At 66.0% G+C, this 18,444-nt stretch carries 14 protein-coding genes; 10 read left to right on the top strand and 4 right to left on the bottom strand.

The annotated features are described in order from the left end of the window. Positions 1 to 11: 11 nt before the first annotated feature. Positions 12 to 854, top strand: a complete 843-nt coding sequence (locus P8192_RS11395; RefSeq protein ID WP_278157163.1) for an SDR family oxidoreductase — start codon at positions 12 to 14, stop codon at positions 852 to 854. Here the strand turns inward: P8192_RS11395 and P8192_RS11390 are convergent. Together P8192_RS11390 and P8192_RS11385 are read right to left on the bottom strand one after the other, a co-directional pair. Further along, positions 805 to 3,126 (bottom strand): DEAD/DEAH box helicase, encoded by a 2,322-nt coding sequence (locus P8192_RS11390; RefSeq protein WP_278157162.1) that lies wholly within the window; start codon positions 3,124 to 3,126, stop codon positions 805 to 807. The genes P8192_RS11395 and P8192_RS11390 overlap by 50 nt on opposite strands. Beyond that, entirely contained in the window at positions 3,123 to 3,893 is a 771-nt protein-coding gene (locus P8192_RS11385) for a GNAT family N-acetyltransferase (RefSeq protein WP_278157161.1), read from the bottom strand. The genes P8192_RS11390 and P8192_RS11385 overlap by 4 nt, the downstream gene beginning before the upstream one ends. A gap of 124 nt (positions 3,894 to 4,017) precedes the next feature. Here P8192_RS11385 and P8192_RS11380 point away from each other — a divergent pair, with 124 nt between their 5' ends. The 8 genes from P8192_RS11380 (at position 4,018) to P8192_RS11345 (ending at position 14,699) form a co-directional block, all read left to right on the top strand. Further along, positions 4,018 to 4,923: a rhodanese-related sulfurtransferase gene (locus tag P8192_RS11380; protein ID WP_278159811.1), complete on the top strand. Its 906-nt coding sequence runs from the start codon at positions 4,018 to 4,020 to the stop codon at positions 4,921 to 4,923. After that, positions 4,920 to 6,533 (top strand): DUF7059 domain-containing protein, encoded by a 1,614-nt coding sequence (locus P8192_RS11375; RefSeq protein ID WP_278157160.1) that lies wholly within the window; start codon positions 4,920 to 4,922, stop codon positions 6,531 to 6,533. The genes P8192_RS11380 and P8192_RS11375 overlap by 4 nt, the downstream gene beginning before the upstream one ends. Positions 6,534 to 6,540: 7 nt before the next feature. After that, the gene (locus P8192_RS11370) at positions 6,541 to 7,125 is read left to right on the top strand and encodes an ArsR/SmtB family transcription factor (protein WP_270107359.1); all 585 of its coding nucleotides are present in this window, start codon (positions 6,541 to 6,543) and stop codon (positions 7,123 to 7,125) included. Between the two features lie 69 nt (positions 7,126 to 7,194). Beyond that, entirely contained in the window at positions 7,195 to 9,981 is a 2,787-nt protein-coding gene (gene topA, locus P8192_RS11365; RefSeq protein ID WP_278157159.1) for a type I DNA topoisomerase, read from the top strand. Positions 9,982 to 9,999: 18 nt separating this feature from the next. Continuing rightward, a complete protein-coding gene (locus P8192_RS11360; RefSeq protein ID WP_278157158.1) occupies positions 10,000 to 11,031 on the top strand; it encodes a Ppx/GppA family phosphatase in 1,032 nt (343 codons plus the stop codon). Then, on the top strand, positions 11,024 to 11,914 hold the full coding sequence (locus P8192_RS11355; RefSeq protein ID WP_278157157.1) for a sugar phosphate isomerase/epimerase family protein: 891 nt from the start codon (positions 11,024 to 11,026) through the stop codon (positions 11,912 to 11,914). The genes P8192_RS11360 and P8192_RS11355 overlap by 8 nt, the downstream gene beginning before the upstream one ends. Then, entirely contained in the window at positions 11,911 to 12,753 is an 843-nt protein-coding gene (gene proC / locus P8192_RS11350) for a pyrroline-5-carboxylate reductase (RefSeq protein ID WP_278157156.1), read from the top strand. The genes P8192_RS11355 and proC overlap by 4 nt, the downstream gene beginning before the upstream one ends. Positions 12,754 to 12,833: 80 nt before the next feature. Continuing rightward, positions 12,834 to 14,699: a BCCT family transporter gene (locus tag P8192_RS11345; RefSeq protein WP_278157155.1), complete on the top strand. Its 1,866-nt coding sequence runs from the start codon at positions 12,834 to 12,836 to the stop codon at positions 14,697 to 14,699. 4 nt (positions 14,700 to 14,703) lie between these two features. Here the strand turns inward: P8192_RS11345 and P8192_RS11340 are convergent, their stop codons facing one another. Both P8192_RS11340 and P8192_RS11335 read right to left on the bottom strand, forming a co-directional pair. Further along, positions 14,704 to 15,342: a potassium channel family protein gene (locus tag P8192_RS11340; RefSeq protein ID WP_278159809.1), complete on the bottom strand. Its 639-nt coding sequence runs from the start codon at positions 15,340 to 15,342 to the stop codon at positions 14,704 to 14,706. A gap of 28 nt (positions 15,343 to 15,370) precedes the next feature. Beyond that, entirely contained in the window at positions 15,371 to 16,834 is a 1,464-nt protein-coding gene (locus tag P8192_RS11335; RefSeq protein WP_278157154.1) for a TrkH family potassium uptake protein, read from the bottom strand. 153 nt (positions 16,835 to 16,987) lie between these two features. Here P8192_RS11335 and P8192_RS11330 point away from each other — a divergent pair, with 153 nt between their 5' ends. Next, positions 16,988 to 18,220, top strand: coding sequence for an acetoin utilization protein AcuC (locus P8192_RS11330; RefSeq protein ID WP_278159808.1), 1,233 nt, complete (start codon positions 16,988 to 16,990; stop codon positions 18,218 to 18,220). The last annotated feature ends 224 nt before the right edge of the window (positions 18,221 to 18,444 follow it).

Below are 18,444 nucleotides of genomic sequence, written 5' to 3'. Positions count from 1 at the left end.
AGGAGCTCTCTGTGCCTCAGCAACGACACCCCTTCCCTGGACAGACGGTCCTCATCACCGGCGGTGGCAGCGGAATTGGCCGGCTGATGGCTGAAGGTGCTGCTGCCCGCGGTGCACGTGTCATCATCTGGGACCTCTCCGCAGCAGCGGGGGAGCAGGTCGCCCAGTCGATTCGGGGACGTGGTGGTGAGGCCACTGCGCAGTGCGTCGACGTGACGGACCGTGATGCCGTCAACCGAGCCGCACAAGACGTCGGCGGCGTGGACATTCTGATAAACAATGCCGGGATCGTGTCGGGCAAACGTTTCGCTGACCTGGACCACGAATCGATCGAGCGAATCTATGCGGTCAACGTGCTGTCACTTTATTGGGTGACGGGCGCGTTCTTGCCGGGGATGCGTGAGCGCGGTAACGGAGCGGTGGTCACCATTGCGAGCGCGGCCGGCCTGGTCGGCGTGGCCAGGCAGACCGACTACTCGGCGACGAAATTCGCGGCTCTCGGTTTCGCCGAATCGCTCCGGATGGAACTGGCCAAGGAACGCACCGGGGTGGACTCGATCGTGGTGTGCCCCTACTACATCAACACCGGCATGTTTGACGGCGTAACCACCAAATTCCCACGCCTTCTGCCGATCCTGCAACCCGACGATGCCGCCACTCGTATCCTGGATAGCATCGAAGCAGGCCGTCACCAACTGATGATGCCGAAACTCGTTCGGGCCCTGCCACTAATGCGGATCCTGCCCACGAGCCTCTTCGACCGGGCGATGAACGTGCTCGGCGTCAACGCGACCATGGACGGCTTCACCGGGCGGAAGACTGCAGCCCCGCCAGCACGAACTCCAGCACGGTGACCGCCCCGGCTTTGTCCAGCGGGCTGTTGCGGTTGCCGCACTTTGGCGACTGCACGCAGGCCGGGCACCCCTGGTCACAGGGGCAGGATCGTACGGCATCGGCGGTGGCGCGCAGCCACACCTCGGCCTGGGCGAACCCGCGCTGCGCGAACCCAGCCCCGCCGGCGTGACCGTCGTAGACAAACACCGAAGGCTGCCCAGTATCCGGGTGCAGCGCCATCGACACCCCACCGATGTCCCAACGGTCGTTCGACGCTACCAGGGGCATCAGCCCGATCATCGCGTGTTCGGCCGCATGTAGGGACCCGGGTAGCCGATCCATGGTGAGCCCAGCGGCCACCAGCCGCTCTGAGGGCGCGTGGAACCATACCGCCGTCGTGAACAGGTCGCGGGCGGCCAGCTCTAGGGGTTCTTCCCCGAGGATCTCCCCGGAGACCAGGGCTTTGCGTTGGAACGAGACGACCTGGGTGGTGACCTTCACGGCCCCGGTGGCCCACACCAGCTCTTTGTCGAGGTTTTCGCGTTTCTCGTGGGTGTCCAGGATTTCGATCTCGGTGATGTCCCGGGCCTGAGTGAAGTAGTCCGGCTCGGCGCGGGATACCATCACCACGTGGGCGTCCTCGTCCAGGTCCTCCACCAGGAAGGTGCGGCCCTGATGCACATACACGGCCCCGGGGTGGGCTTGGTAGTGGGTCTGTGGGGAGCCCATCGACCCGAGCAGGGCCCCGGATTCGACGTCGACGATGTCCACCGGCCCGCCGCCGTCGTCGCGCAGCGACACCATGGCCGCGGCGTGCTCCGGGTGGGTCCAGAACCAACCGGCCGGGCGGCGGCGAAGGTAGCCGCCCTCCACCAGATCGTCCACCACCGCGCGCACCTGCTCCTCGGGCCCGAACCGTGTCAGATTCTCGGGTTGGAGCGGCAGTTCGGCCGACGCAGCACACAAGTGGGCGCCCAGAATATGCGGGTTGACCGGGTCGATCACGGTGTCCTCCACCGCCAGATCAAACACGGCGTCGGGGTGGTGGACCAGGTAGGTGTCGAGTGGGTCGTCACTGGCCACGTACACCGCCCAAGACTCTTGCCCGGCACGCCCGGCCCGGCCCAACTGCTGGAAGAAGGAGGCGCGGGTGCCCGGCCAGCCGGCGACGACGACGGCGTCCAGCCCGGCGATGTCGATGCCCAGCTCCAACGCCGGGGTGGAGGAGACACCGAGGAGGCGCCCGGTCTTCAGTGCAGTCTCCACGGCGCGGCGCTCCTCGGGCAGATACCCGGCCCGGTAGGCACTCACCCGGGAGGCCAGCGAGGGGTCTACCTCGGCCAGTTGCCGTGAGGCGGCCTGGGCCATGGCCTCGGCGCCGCGTCGAGACCGAATGAAGGCGATGGTGCGTACCCCGGCGATGGCGAAATCGGTGAGCAGGTCCGCGCCGGTGGCGGTGGCGGAACGGCGAATCGGAGCACCATGCTCGCCCCGTTTGTCGGTGAGTTCAGTTTCCCAGAATCCTACGGTGACGGCGCCATGAGGGGAGGCGTCTTCGGTGATCGCGGCGGCATCCGCTCCGATAAGGGTGGAGAACGCCGTCGCCGGATTCCCGGACGTGGCCGAGGCGCCGATGAACACCGGGGGCGCGCCGCGGTAGTGCTCCACTACTCGGGACAGCCGGCGCAGCAGCACCGCGACATGGGAGCCGAACACGCCCCGGTAGACGTGCGCCTCATCGATCACCACGTAGGCCAGGTTCCGGAAGAACTGAGCCCAGCGTTGGTGGTGCGGCAGAATCCCTACGTGCAGCATGTCCGGGTTGGTGAGCACCAGGTTCGCGTGCTGGCGGGCCCACGTGCGATCCGCCGGTGCGGTGTCGCCGTCGTAGGGGGAAGCGCGCAACCAGGTCGCGCCATCACGGGCGAGTGCCCGCCATGCCCCGAGTTGATCCGCACCCAGGGCTTTGGTCGGCGCCAGATACAAGGCGGTGGATCGGCCGTCGGCCAACTGCGTGGCGATCGGCAGCTGGTAGCCCAGTGATTTCCCCGAGGCGGTACCGGTGGCCAGCACCACGTGCTCACCGGCCAGGGCATGCTGCGCGGCGGCCACCTGATGTTGCCAGGGACGCAACAGCCCCGAGGCGCCGAAGGCATCGATCAACGCGGGCGGAGTCTGCTTCGGCCAGTCGTCGAACCGGGCCGGGCGTGCTTCAAAGCGCCGGGTGTGAAGGAGCTGCGCCGGAACACCCTGGTAGCCGAGCGCGGCGGTGAGCTGTTCGGCGTCGGTCAATTCTCGGTGTTGTGCGAGGAATTTTCGCCGAAGGTCTCGCCGGCGCTCCCCATGACCACCACATCGGCCAGGGCGTCCCAGCCGAGGTAGCCGTACAGGGCCTGACCGTCGGCGCTGGCCACCAGCAGTCCCTCGTCCACTTCGTGCTCCAGCGCCAGCGCGGACAGGTAGCGCATGGTCAGTGAGCCCAGCCCCTGGCGGCGGAACGCCGGGTAAGTCCAGATCTGATCGAAGACGGCGTAGTCATCCACGACGGCGACGCGGCCGCGGGCAGCCACCTGGCCGGCCCCCTGGCCGTGCTCCTCCGTGGTGGTGAAGGTGACCAGGAACCAGCCCTCATTGCGGTCCACCTTGGCCTCAAACTGATCGGGGATCACCGGGGTCTCGACGTCGTGCTCGGCCATGTCGGTGGTCATCAGCCGTTCACCGGTGGCCACGGCGCGCAGCCCGGTGATGGCCGTAGCGCGGGCTGCGGTATCCGGGTCCGGGTCGCCGGGGCGGCGTTCGGCGCTGGCCACAATGGTCAGCAAGCGTTGCGGGTTCTCGGAGATCGTGGCGCCCAGGGTCTGCAACTGTTCGTCGGTGGGTTCAGCCACCACATACTCCCAGTCGCTGCCGGGGCCGGCCGTCTCGGTGGCGCCGTCGCCGGTGTCGCGTTGGCGCAGGGTGGCGTGTATGCCGTCGTCGTGGCGCGTACGGTAGCCGCGGCACCGTGCCCAGCCGGTCACCCAGGCGGAGATCAGAGCATCATTCAGTGTCGAGGTCATGCCCCCAGGATAGGCACAAAGGTGGGCGCAACGGCAGGTCTGAGTCATGAACTCAGACCAAACTGTGACCTAGTCTTGACGTGTGACGTCATCTTCATCAACCCCTGAAGCCCCCGGGCTGCGCCTGGCCCCCTCGGCGCAGTCCAAGATCGCGCTGTACTATCACTTCACCCCGATCGCCGATCCGGAGGCGGTGCGGCTGTGGCAGCACGCCCTGTGCACCATGCTCGGGCTCACCGGGCGCATCATCATTGCCCCGCACGGCATCAACGGCACCGTGGGCGGACCCATCTCCGCCGTCAAACACTATGTGAAGACCACCCGGTCGTACTCCGGCTTCCAGGGGATGGAGATCAAATGGTCAGAAGGTTCGGCCGCTGATTTCCCGCGCTTGTCGGTGAAGGTGAAGCCCGAACTGGTGGCGTTCGATGCAGCCGAAGAGATTGAGGTGACCACCGAGGGGGTCACTGATACCGGGGTGCACCTGAAACCGGAGGCACTGCACGAATTGGTCGAGCAGCGTGAGAGCGAGAACCGTCCGGTGGTGTTTTTCGACGGACGCAACGCGGTGGAAGCCAAGATCGGGAAATTCAAGAACGCGGTGGTGCCCGATACCGAGACCACCCGGGATTTCGTCACCGAGCTGGAATCCGGCAAGTACGACCACCTCAAGGATCAGCCCGTGGTGACCTACTGCACCGGCGGCATCCGTTGCGAGGTGCTCACCGCCCTGATGAAGCACCGCGGTTTCGAGGAGGTCTACCAGCTCGATGGCGGCATCGTCCGCTATGGGGAAGCGTTCGGCGACGCCGGACTCTGGGAGGGTTCCCTCTACGTGTTCGACGAACGGATGCACACGGAGTTCTCCGACGACGCCGCCACCATCGGGCGCTGCCTGCTCTGCGAGCAGCCCACCTCCGACCTGCGGAACTGCTCGAAGCTGTCGTGCCGACACCTGGACACGGTCTGTGGCGACTGCGCCGAGGCGAACCCGGAGCGCGTGTGCGCCCACTGCGAGGTGGCCGCATGAGCGTGGAAGCACCCTACGCGCGCCCGGAGGCGCTCGAACTGATCAGCGCCCTGGAAGAAGACCTGCACCAGATCGGCTACACGGTCGACGCGGTGGGGGAGCTGCTAGGCCCGATGGCCACCACGGCGCTGGACCGCGAACAAGCCGTGCCCGCACGCGAGATCATCTCCCGCCTGCTGGGTGAAACCGACGCCGCACCGCTGGCCGCCCTGATCGGCGCCTGGATGCTTGGGGACCCGGTCCCCGTCACCGTGCTGAACCGCGCCCTGCCCCGCACCACCGCCGAGGGTGCGGCACGGCTGTGCCTGGGGGAGGTGCGCGAGCACCTCTTCTACCCCACCGTGGATCTCTCCCCTTATTCCACCGATGTCACCGGAGATCTCTGGGTGGCCTCCGACCAAACCGCGTTGCAGCGCCGCACCGCACTGCCCGATGATCACGTGCTCGGCATCGGCGGGGCCTCCCTCACCCTGGCCGGGGTCACCATCCGCCGTCAGGTCGCCACCGCGCTTGACGTCGGCGTCGGGTGCGGGGTGCAGACCCTGCACCTGCTGGCCCACGCCGACCACGTCACCGCCACCGACCTCTCCGAACGCGCCCTGGACTTCACTCGCTTTAACCTGCTGCTGAACGCGCCCCAGCTGGACCTGGACCGCGATCGACTTTCTGAGCGGGTCACCCTGTTGCAGGGCAACCTGCTCGAACCGGTGGCCGGCCAGGAATTCGACCTGGTGGTGTCCAACCCGCCCTTCGTTATCGCGCCACAGCAATCGGAGCGCGTGCACACCTACCGTGAGACCGGCCGCCAGGGTGATGACCTGGTGGCGGAACTGATCTCTACCGTCGGCTCCGTACTCGCCCCCGGTGGCACCGCCCAATTGCTGGCTAACTGGGAAATCCCGGCCGATACTGAGGCATCCACTGGAACCGCCGCGTGGGATACCCGCCCGCGCAGCTGGGTGGCTGCGTCGGAGGCGCCCCTGGACGCCTGGATCATCCAGCGCGACCACCACGACCCGGCCGGTTACGCCGAACTGTGGCTCCAGGACTCCTCCGAAACCCTTGACGACGACGCCTACCAGCGCGCCTACCGTCGCTACCTGGATGACTTCGCCCGCCGTGACATCTCCGCGATCGGCTTCGGCTACGTGTGGCTGCGCCGGGCCGATCTCTCGGACCGGGCAGCACCACTGCTGCGCACCGAGCAGCTCCTGCACCCCATAGCCCAACCGCTGGGCCCGGCCTGGGGTGAGGCGATTGAGATCTGGGACGCGCTCGCCGACCCGTCCGCGGTGCGTGCCCTGCACCCGGTCGTGCCCTTCCACGTCACCGAAGAGCGCCACCAGCATTTCGGAGCCGACCATCCGGAGATCATCATGGCCCGGCAGGGCGCCGGATTCCAGCGCTCACGACCGGTGGACACCGCGCTGGCCGGATTGCTATCGGCCGCCGACGGTGAACTGAGCGCCGGGCAGCTGCTCTCCGCGGTCTCGGCCATTCTTGACCTCGACGACGCCACCGTCCGCGAACTGGAAGCGGCCCTCGTAGAGCTCGCCCTCGAGGGCTATGTGACCTTCGGCACATCGGAGCCGCCCGGCGGGGTAGACTGAGCTGATCATGAACACCACCATCACCGATCCCTCGCAGATGCGCGCCCTGGCCCACGAGGTCCGGCTCGAAGCGCTGGACGAGCTCTACGCCACGTCCAGCCCGCGCACCGCCACCCAGTTGGCGGCGCGCTGCGGCGTGACCGCCCCCGCGATGAGCTACCACCTGCGGGTGCTCGAAAAGTACGGGTTCATCGAGCGTGCCGAGGAATCCGCCGATGGTCGGGAAAAGCTCTGGCGTCCCGTCGGGACCGAGCTGGTGTTGCGCCCGGACGCCAGCACCGCCGGCAAATTCGCTATCGTCGACCGGCAATTCGCCCGGCAGCGCCGCCGCATTACTGACGAGCTCACCCGCCGCGCCCAAGAAGAACGGCCTGTCGATGAGCCGCGCACCCCGGTGATGACCAACGGCACCGTGAAGCTCTCCGAAGAAGACCGCGCCGAGTTCATGTCGCGCATGTACGCGCTCCTGGACGAGTTCGAGGATCGGTCCCGGGCTCGCCGCGATGACGACGACGCCCAACGCGTCTACTACCTGGTCTCGCTGGTGGCTGAACACGCCGCGCGCGTCGGGGAGCAGACCGCGCCCCGGTGACCCTCGGTTCATCACCGTGTCGATCAACCCGCTACATTAGAGGGGTATCGACGCAACAGAAGGAGCCTCGTGCCTGCCAAAAAAGCCGCGCCATCCACCGATGAAGGCATCAAGCTGGTCATAGTGGAGTCACCTGCCAAGTCCAAATCCATCGCCAAATACCTCGGCGAAGGATGGGTGGTCGACGCGTCTGCCGGGCACATTCGTGACCTACCGCGCCCCTCGGATCTGCCGGCGGAGATGAAAAAAGGGCCCTACGGGAAGTTCGCCGTAGACACCGAGTCCGGTTTCCAGCCCTACTACGTGGTCTACCCGGACAAGAAGAAGCGTGTCACCGAGCTCAAACGCGCCATGAAAGACGCCTCCGCTCTCTACCTCGCCACCGACGCCGACCGCGAAGGTGAAGCGATTGCCTGGCACCTGCTGGACGTGCTCAAGCCCAAAGTCCCCGTGTACCGGATGACCTTCACCGAAATCACCAAAGAAGGCATAGCCCGTGGTCTAGAAAACGTCCGCGAGATCGACCAGGACCTGGTGGATGCCCAGGAGACCCGGCGCATTCTGGACCGGCTCTTCGGCTACGAGATCTCCCCGGTGCTCTGGCGCAAGGTCGCTCCCGGCCTGTCCGCCGGGCGCGTGCAGTCCGTGGCCACCCGCCTGGTGGTCGAGCGAGAACGCGAGCGCATGGCGTTCGTCCCCGCCGCATACTGGGACCTCACCGCTGACTTCGTGACCCGTGCGGACGGTGCCACCAGCACGCAGGCGACCGAAACGTTCCAGGCCCGCCTGTCGGCCGTGGACGGCACCCGGGTGGCCGCCGGTCGAGATTTCGACGACGCCGGTCAGCTGAAGCCCGCCTCGAAGTCCAAGGTCGTGCACCTGGACCAGGCCACCGCCGAAGCACTGGTTGCTGGACTGACTGACGCAGATTTTGCGGTGACCTCCGTAGAGGACAAGCCCTACAAGCGTCGGCCGGCCGCGCCCTTCACTACCTCGACCCTGCAACAGGAGGCCTCGCGCAAGCTGCGGTTCTCCTCACGGGTGACCATGCAGGTGGCCCAGCGACTCTACGAAAACGGCTACATCACCTATATGCGTACCGACTCGGTGACGCTCTCCGACGAGGCCATCAACGCAGCCCGCCGTCAGGCTACGGAACTGTACGGGGCGGACTCGGTGCCGCAGGCCAAGCGGTACTACACCTCCCGTAACGCCGGCGCCCAGGAAGCTCACGAAGCGATCCGCCCCGCCGGTGACTATTTCCGCACCCCAGCCCAGGTGTCTTCGGCCCTGAGCGCTGATGAGTTCCGGCTCTACGAACTGATCTGGAAGCGCACCATCGCCTCCCAGATGGCCGACGCCACCGGCTACACCGCCACCGTGAAGGTGGTCGGCGAGGCTGTGGTGGACAACAGCACCCGCGCCGCCGAGTTCTCCGCCTCCGGCACCGTGATCACCTTCCCCGGTTTCCTCGCCGCCTACGAAGAGGGCAAGGACACGAGCCAGGACTCGAGTGGTGAGTCGGGCAAGGACGGCGCGAAGGACGAGAAATCCAAGCGACTTCCGGATCTCTCCGTGGGCCAGGGGCTCGACGCCGAAGAGCTCACCGCCGACGGCCACGAGACCACCCCGCCGCCGCGCTACACGGAAGCCTCCATTGTCGCGGAGCTGGAGAAGCGCGAAATCGGGCGCCCCTCCACCTACGCCCCGACCATCTCCACCATCATGGACCGCGGCTACGTCAATAAGCGTGGCAACGCCCTGGTGCCCTCTTGGACCGCGTTCAGCGTGATCCGACTGCTCGAGGAACACTTCGGCCGCTACGTCGACTACGACTTCACCGCGCGCATGGAGGACGACCTCGACCAGATCGCCGCCGGTGAGATCCAGCGCGAAGCCTGGCTGCAGAACTTCTACTTTGGTGCCGACGACGCCGAAACCGGGTTGCGCAACGTCGTCGAGAACCTGGGCGATATTGACGCCCGCGCGGTGAACTCCATTCCGGTGACCGATGCGATCACCCTGCGGGTGGGCAAATTCGGCCCGTACCTGGAGCGCGACGGCGGACCGGAGGCCGAGGAGCCGCAGCGTGCCAACGTGCCCGAAGACCTGCCGCCGGACGAGCTGACCCCGGAGAAAGCCGAAGAGCTCTTCGCCACCGCCGGACCCTCGGAAGTCGATCTTGGCGTCGACGCCGAATCCGGATACCAAATTGTGGCCAAGGACGGCCGCTACGGCCCGTATGTCACCGAGGTGGTGCCGGAGCTCACCGAAGAACAAATCCAGGCTCACATGGATGCACAGCCGGTCGAGTACTACAAGAACGGCAAGCCCAAGCCGAAGAAGAAGCCCAAGAAGGTCAAGCCGCGCACCGCTTCCTTGTTGAAATCGCAGTCGCTGGAGACCATCACCCTGGAGGACGCGCTGAAGCTGTTGGCCCTGCCGCGCACCGTGGGTGAGGACGCCGAAGGTGAGGTGATCACCGCGCAGAACGGCCGGTTCGGTCCGTACTTGAAGAAAGGCACTGATTCCCGCTCCCTGGAGTCCGAGGAACAGATCTTCACGATCACCCTGGAGGAAGCCCTCGCCATTTACGCCCAACCCAAGCAGCGCGGGCGCGGGACGGCCAAGCCCCCGATTGCGGAATTCGCACCGGACCCGGTGTCCGGTAAGAAGGTCACCATCAAAGAGGGTCGGTTCGGGCCCTACGTCACCGACGGGGTCACCAACATCACTGTGCCCCGCGCCACCGCCCCCGAATCCGTGACCGCCGAGCAGGCGTATCAACTGCTCGCCGAGAAGCGGGCCAAGGGACCGGTCAAGCGCGGCGGGCGCAAAACCGCCGCGAAGAAGTAACGAGGTTCGGAGCCGCGCATGCGTCTAGGAGTCCTGGACATCGGATCGAACACGGTCCACCTTTTGCTCGTGGACGCCCACCCGGGCGCGCGCCCCACAGCTTACGCGGATCACAAACGGCCGCTGTCACTGATTCGTCGTCTCGACGACGATGGGGCCATCACGGCCGAAGGTGTGCAGGATTTGATCGGGTTCATCCGCGAGGCGGTGGCCTTCGCCGAGCGTAACGGCGCCGAGGACATGATCGCGTTCTGTACCTCCGCCATCCGAGAATCGGCCAATGGCGCCGAAGTGCTCGAGGAAGTCACCCGCACCAGCGGGGTGCACCTGGCCGAGCTCACCGGTGACCAAGAAGCGGCGATGACCTACTTCGCGGTGCGACGCTGGCACGGCTGGCATGTGGAGCATCTGCTGAATTTCGACATCGGCGGCGGCTCCTTCGAAATCTCCTACGGCGTCGACGAGCTCCCCTCCCGCGCGGTCTCCGTGCCGTTGGGTGCCCAACGGCTGACCCGCGACTTCCTGGACTCGGCCGACCCGCCCAAGCCCAAGGCGCTGAAGAAAATCCGCAAGCACATCGAGACCGTGCTGGCCGAGCAGGTACCGGGTTTCCCCGCGCTGCCTGCTGGGACGGTGGTGACGGGCACCTCGAAGACGTTCCGCTCCCTGGCACGCATCGCCGGGGCGGCCCCCTATTCCGATGGCCCCTTCGTGCCCCGCTACCTGGAACTGCAGGATTTGCGCCGCTGGAACAGCCGACTGTCCACCATGACCGTGGAAGAGCGCTCCGAGCTGCCCGGCGTCTCGGAATTGCGTGCCCCGCAGATTCTTGCGGGCGGACTGGTGGCCGAGGCGGCGCTGCGCGCGTTCGGCGTCGAGCGGATCTTGATCTGCCCGTGGGCCCTGCGAGAAGGTCTGATCATGGGACGTCTCGACGCGTTGCTGATGGACGGGGTGATCGGCCGCGAGGTCGAACCCTGGGTCGGGCACGTGAACCTGACGCCGGGCAGCCAAGCGCCCGGATTCTCGGTGGGGGTTGTCGGTGCCTGAGCCACGAGGAGCCGACCTTTCCGGCGCGGAGCGTACCCCGATTCGCCCGATTCCGGTGACGCTTTCGTCGTCGTCGGTGTTCACGTTGCACCCGCAGCATGTTTTCGCCATGGCCCAGGATCTGGGGTATGACGGCATCGAAATGATGGTGACCCAGAGTGCCTGGTCGCAGGACCCGGTGCGTCTGGACCAGCTCTCCGAACAGCACGAAATGCCCATCCACTCGATCCACGCCCCCACCCTGCTCTTCACTCAGCAGGTCTGGGGTTCGGCCTGGAACAAGATCGCCCGCAGCGCGGACATGGCCCGTGAACTCGGGGCCGAACTGGTGGTGGTACATCCGCCGTTCCGCTGGCAGGGCAGCTACGCCCGGGATTTTGCCGAGGGCATCCGCGACATCATGGAGGCCACCGGCATCATGATCACCGTGGAGAACATGTACCCATGGAAAGTGCGCGGCCGCGAAGCCAAAATGTATCTGCCCCACCACGACCCGGTGCCCCTGGACTACGACTTCGTGACCTGGGATTTCTCCCACGCAGCCTCCGCTGAAGCGGACTCGCTGGCTGCTTTTCGACTGCTCGGCGAGCGGCTGCGCCACGTGCACCTCACCGACGGCACGAACACCGGTAAGGACGACCACCTGCTGCCCGGCCACGGCGCTCAGCCGGTGGCCGAGTGCCTGCAGTTTTTGGGCGCCTCCGGCTTCACCGGCTCGGTGTGCGTGGAGGTCAGCACCCGCAACGCCAAATATGCCGGGCAGCGCGAGGAGATGCTCGCCGAATCACTGAACTTCGCCCGCCGCCACCTCGCCCTCGGGCAGCGCCAAGCCCGCCAACAGCACCAGAACCAGACCCCGAGAGAAACACAGGAGCACCCATGAGCCTCACTCCCTCCACCACCGTCAGCTTCATCGGGCTGGGCAACATGAACTCGGCCGTGCTGGAGGGACTGCTCGCCGGCGGGCACGATCCCGAATCGGTGCGCGCCACCGTAGGGCGGGTGCTTTCCGCCGAGACGAAGTCCACCCGCTACGGCATTGCGGTCACCGCGACCGAGGACCACACGGAAGCTAACCGGGAGGTCGCCAACGCTCACCTCGTGGTGCTCGGGGTCAAGCCCAAGGCCATAGTGGAGGTTTGCGAGGAGATCGCTCCTGCCCTGAGTCCGGACACCGTGGTGGTTTCCGTGGCGGCCGGCATCAGCATCGACTCGATGGCGTCCCGGCTGCCCGCGGGCCAGCCGATCGTGCGCGCCATGCCGAACACTCCGCTGGCCGTGCAGCAGGGTGCGGTGGGGCTCGCTGCTTCGGCCGAGGTCACCGAGTCTCAGCTGGAGGCCGCACGCGGGCTGTTTGAACAGGCAGGCACTGTTGTCGTGGTGCCCGAATCACAGATCGACCTGGTGGCTGGTATCTCTGGCTCCGGGCCCGCCTACTTCTTCCACCTGGCCGAGCTGCTGGCCCAGACGGCGGTGGAGCACGGCATGGACGCGGACGTCGCTGAACAGCTGGCCTCCGCCACGCTGGCCGGCGCGGGCCGGATGATCGCCACCCAGAACGCCTCGGCCGCCGAACTGCGTGAGAACATCACCAGCCCGCAGGGCACCACCGAGGCCGCGCTGCGCAGCTTCACCGAGGACGATCTCTCCGGGGTCGTAGCCCGCGGCATTGCGGCCAATATCCGCCGCTCGGAGGAACTCTCCGCCGAATTCGGGAGCTGACTCCGCTCCGCGTCGATGACCGGGGGCACCGTCGCTCAGACCTTGCGATCTACGGTTGCCCCTTCGGTAACGTCGAGCGCATGTTGACAAAACTCCATGATTCGTTGAGATTACGGACCTCGCCGGCGATTTTCTTCAGTTCGGCGGCCGTGATCATCCTGTTCGTGGTCGCCACCATCGCGTTCACCGAGCCCCTGGACCGGGCGGTGAGTGGGGCCTCAGACTGGCTGCTGTCCAACTTCGGCTGGTTCTACATTCTCGGGGTGACCCTGTTCCTGGCCTTCCTGCTTTTCATTGCGGTGGGACGGTTCGGCCGCGTCAAACTCGGTCCCGACGACGAAGCCCCAGAACACTCCGGAGCCGCCTGGTTCGGCATGCTTTTCGCCGCGGGCATCGGCTCCATCCTGATGTTCTGGGGTGTGGCTGAACCGGTGAGCCACTTCGGCGACCCGCCGCGCGGGCCCTCCCTGGGCATCGAGCCCGGCACCGAAGCCGCCGCCACCGACGCCATGAACTTCACGTTCTACCACTTCACCCTGCACACCTGGACGATCTTCACCCTGCCCGCACTGTGCTTCGCCTACTTCATCCACAAGCGGAACCTGCCGCCGCGGGTGTCCTCGATCTTCCAACCCATCCTCGGTGACGGAATCCACGGCCCGATCGGCAAGTTCATCGACGTCGTCGCCATTGTCGGCACCGTGTTCGGCATCGCAGTCTCCATCGGCCTGGGCACCCTGCAGATCAACGGCGGCCTCAACCAGCTCTTCGGGGTCCCCGAATCCGCCGTCTGGCAGCTGGTGATCATCGGTATCGTCGGCGGCCTGGCCATGATCTCGGTCGCGCTGGGGCTCGACAAGGGCATTAAGGTGCTCTCCAACGTCAACATCTGGATGGCCGTGGGGTTGCTGGTGTTCGTGCTCGTGGCCGGCGGCTCCACTCTGTTCGTGCTCAAGGGCACCATCGAGTCGCTGGGCACCTACATCGTGAACCTTCCGGAGCTGGCGTTTTGGAACGACACCTTCGCCGACTCGGGATGGCAGAACGGCTGGACCGTGTTCTACTGGGCCTGGACCATCACCTGGTCGCCCTTCGTGGGTCTCTTCATCGCCCGCATTTCGAAGGGCCGCACCGTGCGCCAGTTCGTCTCCGGCGTGTTGGCCGTGCCCGCTGGCTTCTCGGTGCTGTGGTTCGGCATCTTCGGCATGTCCGCCATCGACATTGAGCTCAACGGCGACGGCGGACTGGTGGAACGCGTCGTCGACGACGGCGATATTCCGGGCGCGCTCTTCGCGTTCCTGGAGCACTACCCGGCCGGGTTCCTGATTTCGGTGCTCTCCATCGTGCTGGTGGTCACCTTCTTCGTGACCTCCGTGGACTCCGCGGCCCTGGTCACTGACACGATGGCCAACGGGCATGAGGACTTCAACCCGCTGGGCCAGCGCATTTTCTGGGCGGTGGCCATCGGCCTGATCACCGCCACCTTGCTCGTGTTCTCCGGCACTGGTGGACTGGAGGCGCTGGAATCCACCATCATCCTCGTGGGACTGCCGTTCTTCGTGTTCGCCTACTTCCAGATGTACGCACTGTACCGGGCGCTGCGCGAAGACGCCGGGGAGATGCCCCCGGTGCGCACCCGTCGCTGGAAGAAAGTGCTGCCGCCCGAGGAGCTCGCCCGCCGAGAGGAGGAAGACGAGCACGACACCAGCGATGTGGTGGTCGAACCAGAGGCGGTCGGCGAGGCTCCCGTCATGGTTGACCCGTACCTGCCCGAGGACGACGCAGAGCAGGAATCAACGGGGACCAGCGCCCCGCCGCTGGTGGACGACCTTACCCGACGGGTGGGTCGCGGCGGTACCCTGCCAGCCCGCACCGACACCGCGCGCAAAACCTATGTGAATGCCCGCGACGTCCACCAGACCACGCAACAGACCGAGGAGAGCTAACGGACTAGAGCCGCTCGGCGAGCTTCTCGATCTTCTCCGCGCGACCGGACACGATGATCACGTCCTTTGGACCGATGATCGTGTCCGGTTGCGCATTAACGAACGCTTCGCCCGGCGACTTCACACCCACCACGGTCACCCCGAATTTGGTGCGGATACGGGCGTCCTCCAGCGGCTTGCCCACCACATCGGCCGGCGGGAACATTTTCACGATCGCATAGCCGTCGTTGAAGTCGATGAAGTCCAACATCCGCCCCGAGACCAGATGGGCGGTGCGCACCCCGGCGTCGTGCTCGGGGTAGGTCACATGGTGGGCGCCGATGCGCCGCAGAATGGTGCCGTGGGACGGGGTAATGGCTTTCGCCCACACATGCTCGAGGCCCAGATCCACCAGGTTCACCGTGATCAACACCGAGGACTCGATGGAGGTGCCCACCCCGACCACCGCCACCGAAAAATCCTCCGCCCCCAGCTGCTTCAAGGCTTCGATATCTGCGGCGTCGGCCTCCACCACGTGGGTGAGCATCCCGGAGTATCGTTGCACCAGAGTGCGGTCTTTCTCGATGGCCATCACCTCCCGGCCCTGATGGATGAGTTGCTCGGCGACGGCGGAACCGAACCGGCCCAACCCGATCAGCAACACGGGGGAGTGGGGGTCAATACGTTTGTGCTCAGCCAATGATCGGCCTTTCCTCGGGGTGTCGGTACAGGGTACGGCGCTGACGCAGGGCCAGCCCCGCCGCGAAGGTAATGGTGCCCACCCGGCCGGCGAACATTAGCAGGCTCAACACAATACGCCCGGCCGGTGGCAGATCCTCGGAGAGCCCCGTCGTCAGCCCGACGGTGCCGAAGGCGCTCAGCGTCTCGAACATCACCCGATGCAGGGGCTCATGCGTCATCGCCAGCAGCACCATGGTGGCCACGAGAATCAGCGTGGCGGCGGCCATCACGACGGCGATCGCCACCCGGATGGTCGCGGCGTTAATAGTGCGGTGGTGGGAGGTGACCTCCTCGGCGCCGCGCGCCTCGGCAATAATCGCCAGCAGCAGCACCGCCAGGGTGGTGACCTTGATCCCACCGGCGGTGGACCCGGAGCCGCCACCCACAAACATCAGGGCGTCCATCAGCAGCAACGACTCGGGGTTTTGGTCGTTCATATCGTAGACAGAGAATCCGCCCGAACGCGTCATCGTGGAGGCGAAGAGCGCGAATTGCAGCCGTTCACCGATGCTCATCTCACCCAGGGTGTCTCGGTTATCCCACTCGAACCAGCCCAGCAGCACCGCGCCCAACAGCAGCAGTGCCGCCGTCATCTCCAGGGTGATCTTGGTGTGCAGATTCAGCTTGCCGCGGTGCCACAGACACCGGTGCAACACCAACACCACGGGGAAACCCAACGAGCCCAGCATCACCCCGATCATCACCGCCCAGATGATCCATGGGTCATCCACATAAGCACCGAAACCCTCCGGGTGCAGAGTAAAACCAGCGTTATTGAAAGCAGACACCGAGTAGAAAGTGCCCTGCCAGAGCCCTTCGGCAAACGACCCGGTGGCGGCAATGAAGCGTGGCACCAACACCAGCGCCAGCAGGGCCTCGAAGGTCAGCGAGGTGATCACCACGGTGAGCAACAACTGCTTGACCTCGCCGAGCCGACCGGTGGTCATGCCCTCCTGGGTGACCAGGCGGGAGCGCAGTCCCAGCCGACGCGAGACAGCCAGGCCCAAGAGTCCACCCGTGGAGAGGATACCCAGCCCGCCGATCTGTATGCCGACGAGGATGATCGCCTGGCCCGCAAACGACCAATGCTCGGCCGTGTTAACCACGGTGAGCCCGGTGACCGATACCGCGGAAATTGCCGTAAACATCGCATCGACGAACGACGTCGACTGCCCCTCCTCGGCTGCCACCGGCAGCTTCAGCAGTGCCGTGAAGAACCCCATGATCACCATGAACGCCATCAGCGCGGCACGCGCCGGAGAGCCCGCGACGAACAGCACGCCGGAGTGGCGGGAGCGGGCGAGCGCACGGGCCACCCTCACCGGGCGATGGTGCAGGGAAGCGGCGAGTTGGGCGTTCGACGGGGAACCGGAACGCGCGCTGGAACGAGCCGGACGGGAGGTGCGAGCGTGCATGACGCACCTATCTTCCTCCTTCTGTCCCGAATTTACCAGTCCCATGCCTCTCATCCCGAGATTTCACAGCCAGCCCGCACACCACGGTCACGGTGTTGTCTCAGAACGACGCGGAATCGCCGAATACTCAGCGGGGATCTAGGCTGGGCAGTGATGCAACCCACAAACATGGAACCGGTGCCCACCGCGGTCATGTGGGATGAGTCGCTGCTGCGCTACCGTTTCAGCGACACCCACCCGATGGCGCCGGTGCGACTGGAGCTCACCCACGCCCTGGCCGGCCACCTGGGCGTCCTCGACGCCCCCACGGTTACGGTGCTGACCCCGCCCATGGCCACCGATGAGCAGCTCAGCGCTGTGCACGACGCCGACTACATTCAACGGGTTCGCGAAGCCTCACAGCTTGATGCTGACGGGGAAGGGTTGGGCGCCGAACGTCTCGAAGAAATCGGCCTCGGTACCGATGACTGCCCTGTGTTCTCCGATCTGCACTCCTCCTCCGCCCGCATTGCCGGGGGCTCCCTGGCGGCCGCCGAGGCACTGTGGTCGGGGGATTACCAGCATGTGGTGAATTTCGCCGGCGGCATGCACCACGCCCACCGCGAGAAGGCCAGCGGGTTCTGTATCTATAACGACGCCGCCCTGGCTATTCAGCGGATGCTCGATCTGGGCGCCGAACGCGTGGCCTATGTGGACCTGGATGCTCACCACGGCGACGGCGTGGAATCCATCTTCTGGGACGACCCGCGCGTGCTGACCGTGTCACTGCACGAAACCGGGGTTGCTCTCTTCCCGGGCACCGGCTTCGCCAACGACATCGGCGGCACCGGGGCCGAAGGCTCTGCGGTCAATGTCGCGCTGCCCGCCGGATCCAACGACGCCGCCTACCTGCGCGCCGTACACGCGGTGGTGCCGCAGCTACTGCGCGCTTTTTCCCCCGACGTCCTGGTCACCCAACACGGTTGTGATGGGCACGGTCGCGACCCGCTGGCGGACCTGCAGCTCTCCGTGGACGGTCAGCGTCAGCTGATGCTCGACGCCCGCGACTGGGCCTACGATTACGCCGGCGACCGGTGGCTGGCCCTGGGCGGCGGTGGATACAGCCCCTTCGACGTCGTACCTCGGGCCTGGACCCACCTGATCGCCATCGCCGCCGGCCACCCGGTGGCCCGCGCCGAGCCGCTGCCCGATGCCTGGCTAGCCCTGGCCTCGCAGCGGTCCGGCATGGATCTCGACGAACTACCGGAGACCATGCACGACGCCGTCGACGTGTGGTGGCGCTCCTGGGAAGTCGGCTTTGACCCGGCCGATCCCACCGACCAGTCAGTGATGGCCACTCGAAAAGCTGTGTTTCCCTTGCACGGCCTGGACCCCTGGTTCGACTGAAGCGACGATATTCACATCAGTTTCAGACGAACACTTTGGTCTCAGCTGTTTTCTGGTTAGAATCGCACAGGAGGCGCCACGCCTGGTTCGGTTCACCACTGGCACGAAAGTGCGGGTGGAGCACTGATCCACTTCCCTCAGGCGGCACGGCAGACCCGCCATTCCCTCTCCGGAATGGTCTTCGGACCATCGAGAAGAGCGATGATGGTTCGTCAGGCCGCCAC

It is taken from the genome of Citricoccus muralis, from assembly GCF_029637705.1.
Taxonomy (GTDB): Bacteria; Actinomycetota; Actinomycetes; order Actinomycetales; family Micrococcaceae; genus CmP2.
This window is presented reverse-complemented; position numbering and strand designations above follow the sequence as displayed.